Annotated in this window: 5 protein-coding genes; all 5 read left to right on the top strand. The window is 29.5% G+C overall.

What is annotated here, in order from left to right:
• On the top strand, positions 1 to 771 hold a 771-nt coding region (locus Q0V15_RS11865), incomplete at its 5' end, for a metallophosphoesterase (RefSeq protein WP_297439274.1).
• A 231-nt stretch (positions 772 to 1,002) separates the two neighbouring features.
• Positions 1,003 to 1,614 carry a DUF374 domain-containing protein gene (locus Q0V15_RS11860; protein ID WP_297439272.1) on the top strand — a complete coding sequence of 204 codons (612 nt, stop codon included), beginning with the start codon at positions 1,003 to 1,005 and terminating at the stop codon, positions 1,612 to 1,614.
• 112 nt (positions 1,615 to 1,726) lie between these two features.
• Complete coding sequence (locus Q0V15_RS11855; protein WP_297439270.1) at positions 1,727 to 2,281, top strand: ECF-type riboflavin transporter substrate-binding protein; 555 nt, start codon at positions 1,727 to 1,729, stop codon at positions 2,279 to 2,281.
• Between the two features lie 93 nt (positions 2,282 to 2,374).
• On the top strand, positions 2,375 to 4,081 hold the full coding sequence (locus Q0V15_RS11850; protein WP_297439276.1) for an ABC transporter ATP-binding protein: 1,707 nt from the start codon (positions 2,375 to 2,377) through the stop codon (positions 4,079 to 4,081).
• Positions 4,082 to 4,903: energy-coupling factor transporter transmembrane protein EcfT (locus Q0V15_RS11845; protein ID WP_297439268.1), on the top strand; the 822-nt coding region annotated here is incomplete at its 3' end.

Raw genomic sequence — 4,903 nt, 5'->3', positions numbered from 1 at the left:
TTTTTCTATTGGCAAAATAATTCTATAACTATAAATAATATTGAAGTTAAAGATGAGAAAGTTCCAAGTGAGTTTGAAGGTTATAAAATACTTCAAATATCAGATTTACATAATAAAGGTTTTGGAGAAGGACAGAAAAATATATTAAAGAGAATTAAAAAAGTAGAGCCAGATATAATTGTAGTTACAGGGGATTTAGTTGATTCTCCAGAAACTGAGAATGCTATGGAGTTAATGAAAGGAATAAAAGAAATTGCACCTGTATACTTTGTTTCAGGAAATCATGAAGCTTGGATTGGTTCATATGATACGTTAAAAGCTAGTTTAGAAGAAATGGGAATTATAGTTTTAGATGATGAAAAAGTAGAAGTTACAAAGGGTAATAGCTCTATTGAGATGTTAGGACTTCTTGATACTTCATTTATTGAACCTGAAAGTAAAGAAGCATATACAGGAGAGCAGTTAAATAAGTTGGTGAAAGAAAATGATAAATTAAAAATTTTATTAGCACATAGACCAGAACTTTTTGATACATATTCAGAAAGTGATGTAGATTTAGTATTTTCGGGACATGCTCATGGTGGACAATTTAGAATTCCATTTGTAGGTGGAGTGGTTGCACCAGACCAAGGATTATTTCCAAAATTAACAGCAGGTATTCATACAAAAAAGGATACATCAATGGTTATAAGTAGAGGTCTTGGAAACAGTATTATTCCAGTAAGGATTTTTAACAGACCAGAACTTATAGTAGTAACATTAAAAAAATAATAGAAATAAAATTAAAAGTTTGATTGAAGATAGGTTTAAAGCCTATCTTTTTTTGATTTAAATTGTATAGATGTATCTAAATGATTTGAAAAAGTATACGAAAATAATATTGAGTAAATTTAGTTCTTTTTAAGTTTACGTAATATTATAATTTAGTTAATAGAAGTAAAATATTTTCAATTTATAATAAAAGTAATTAAAGATTAAAACTTCGAGATAAGGGGTAGTTTAATGATAACGAAGATAATGAGTAAAATATATGTAGCATATATTGAGATTGTAGTACTTACAAGTAAGGTTACGATTGATAAGGAGTTTGATTCAGAACGTATTAAAAATTCTATTGTGAGTTCTTGGCATGGTGATAGTTTTGCTATGAACTTTTTGCTAAGAGAGTTTAGTAATGAAAAAAATGTACTTTATGGTGTTACAAATTCTAGTTGGAGAGGGCAATTTATAGCAGAAATGATGCATACATATGGTGGGAAATCAGTTAGGATGCCAAGTGGTATTAAGATGAAAGGATATTTAACAAAGCTTAAGGAAGTTAGTAAGATTGAAAATAGTAGTTTATATATAACACTTGATGGTCCGGATGGTCCTGTTAGAGAGCCTAAGAAAATAGGCTTTATGCTTTCTAATGAGTCAGGAAAAAAGCTTTTACTTGTTGATGTAACTTATTCAAGAAAGGTTATTTTAAGAAGATGGGACAAATATGCGATACCTCTTCCTTTTGGAAAGATATATTTTACAGCGCATGATATAGGTGTTGTATCAAAAGAAAATTTAAAAGAATTTAAGGATTTTAAAAATATAACTAAAGAATTATATAGTTATGCATAGGTAACATATTGTATTAAATTTAATTTTAATGTAATATATATAAAGTATTTATGTCTAAAAAAATACATAAATAAGACAAAAGATAGAATATAATCAAAAAAAGGGGCTTGTTATGAAAAAAGGATTAACTATTAATAAGATAGTTGCGATAGGTATAGGTTCAGCAGTTTTCATGATTTTAGGGAGATTTGCAGCAATTCCAACAGGAGTTCCTAATACAGAGTTTGCAACAGCTTATGCATTTTTAGCTCTTATGGCAGTAGTTTATGGTTCAAGAACAGCTTTTGCTATTGGATTTATAGGACATACCCTAAAGGATTTAACTTATGGATCACCTTGGTTTAGTTGGATAATTGCATCAGCAGTTATGGGACTTATTATAGGACTAGCTTGTAGAAGAATTAAAATATCAAATGGAGTTTTTGGGAAAAAGCAAATTATTATTTATAATTTTTATCAAATAATTGCAAATGCTATTGCTTGGGGATTTGTTGCTCCAACATTAGATTTCCTTTTATATAAAGAACCAATAGAGAAAGTATATATACAAGCTTCTGTTGCAGGAGTTTCAAATGCAATAACTTGTGGGGTGCTTGGAACAATACTTATATATTCATATTCAAAAACAATAATTAAAAAAGGTAGTCTTAGAAAAGAGTACGAATAATATAGAGTGTAAAAAGAATACCAGATAGGTTTTAATTCTGGTATTTCTTTTATTTACAGAGAAAGAATTAGAAGTAAAAACAAGGGGGAAAAGATATTGAAAAAACCAGTTATTGAGTTTAAAAACTTTAGCTTTCAGTATAGAGCGCAAGAGAGTCCAACTTTAAATAATATAAATCTTACAATATATGAGGGAGAAAAAATCTTAATTGTAGGTCCATCAGGTTGTGGGAAAAGTACAATAGCAAATTGTATTAATGGACTTGTTCCATTTTTATATGTTGGAGATACAAACGGAAGTTTAAAGGTTAATGGAAAAGAAACAAGTGATTTAAGCATTGCAAAGTTATCAAATGAGGTAGGGACAGTTCTTCAAGACCCAGATGGTCAATTTATAGGACTTACAGTTGCAGAAGATATCGCTTTCAAACTTGAAAATGAGTGTGTTTCACAGGAAGATATGATAAGAAAAGTTGATATGGTTTCTAAAATTGTTGGAGTAGATACTTATTTAGATGCCTCACCACATAGTCTTTCAGGTGGTCAAAAGCAAAGAGTTACACTTGCCGGTGTTATGATTAGTGATGTGAATATTCTTCTTTTTGATGAGCCACTTGCAAGTCTTGACCCAGCAACAGGAAAAACATCTATAAATCTTATAGATGAGATTCATAAGCATAATGATAAAACTATTGTGATAATAGAGCATAGACTTGAAGATGTTCTATATAGAAATATTGATAGAATAATTGTGATGCATGAGGGAGAGATTCTTGCAGATTTAAACCCAGATAAACTTGTTGCAACAAATATTCTTATAGAAGAAGGTATAAGAGAACCTTTATATGTTACAGTTTTAAAATACGCAGGTATTTCTATAACTGAGAAAATGAAAGCATCTAGTATTGATACAATAGTTGTTGAGGAGTTTGCAGACAAACTTAAAGTTTGGAGCAGAGATGTAAGTGAAGTATCAGTTACAAAGGAAGAAAAGAGTATATTAGAATTTAAGAATATAGATTTTTCTTATGATAAAAATGGTAAGAAGATTTTAAATAATATTTCATTTAAAGTTGAAGATGGTGAGATTCTTAGTATTGTTGGAAAAAATGGTGCTGGAAAGTCTACAATTTCAAAACTTATATGTGGTTTCTATAAACCAACAAGTGGAGCGATTTTATTTAATGGAGAAGATATGAGTTCTTTATCTATTAAAGAGAGGGCAGAGAAAATTGGACTTGTTATGCAAAATCCAAATCAAATGATTTCAAAACCTATGATATTTGATGAAGTTGCTTTAGGACTTAAAGCTAGGGGCATTTCAGAAGAAGAGATAAAAGAAAGAGTTACAAAGACTCTTAGAATATGTGGACTTTATCCATTTAGAAACTGGCCTATATCAGCACTTAGCTACGGACAAAAGAAGAGAGTTACAATTGCAGCAATTCTTGTTTTAAATCCTAAAGTTATAATTCTTGATGAGCCAACAGCAGGACAAGATTTTAGACATTACACAGAGATAATGGAATTCTTAATTGAACTAAATAAGCAAGGTGTAACAATAATAATGATAACGCATGATATGCACCTTATGCTTGAGTATACCGACAGAGCAGTGGTTTTAGCTAGTGGAGAGAAAATTGCAGAGGATATAGCATCAAATATTTTAACTGATAATCGTATAATAGAGCAGGCAAATTTAAAGGAAACATCAATCTCAGAACTTGCAGTTAAACTTAAATTTGAAAATCCAAGAGATTTAGTTAGAAAATTTATAGAGTTTGACAGGAGGGAAAGATAGATGAAAACAATGCTTGAATATACAAAGAAAAATTCGATAGTTCATAATCTTACAGGAGCAACAAAGATGCTATTTTTACTTGCCTTTGTAATAGCTTCAATGATAAGTTATGATACAAGACTTTTATTTGGGCTTCTTATATTTAGTATAGTTATCTTTAAGATGTCTAAGGTTGAATTTAAAGAAATATCATTTGTATTTTACTTTATAATGATATTCCTTGTTGTGAATACAATAATCATATTCTTAATATCTCCATACCAAGGTGTAGAGATTTATGGTACAAAGACAGTTCTGTTTAAGATAACAAATTATTATCAGGTAACAGTAGAGCAACTTTTCTATCAACTTAATTTTGTTTTAAAATATCTACTTATAACACCTATGGCACTTGTTTTTATGGTTTCAACAAACCCAAGTGAATTTGCTTCATCTTTAAATAAGATAGGGGTTAGTTATAAAATGTCTTATGCAGTAGCAATTGCACTAAGATATATACCGGATGTTCAAAGAGAGTATCATGATATAGCTTTTGCACAGCAGGCAAGAGGAATAGATATGTCAAAGAAAACAAGCATAATAAATAGAATAAAAAATGCTTCAATTATAATAATGCCACTTATTTTCTCAAGTCTTGAAAAGATAGAGGTAATAAGTTGTGCTATGGAGATAAGAGCATTTGGAACTAAGAAAAAGCGTACTTGGTATAGTGAGCAGAAAACAAGCAAGGTAGATTATCTTGTAAGAATAATAGGAATTATTCTTATAGCAATATCAGTATATTTAATATATAGAAATGGTGGAAGATTCTATAATCCATTT

Source organism: uncultured Clostridium sp. (assembly GCF_947036855.1).
Taxonomy (GTDB): Bacteria; Bacillota; Clostridia; order Clostridiales; family Clostridiaceae; genus Sarcina.
Note: the sequence above shows the minus strand (reverse complement) of the source record. Positions and strands in the feature narration are given on the sequence as shown.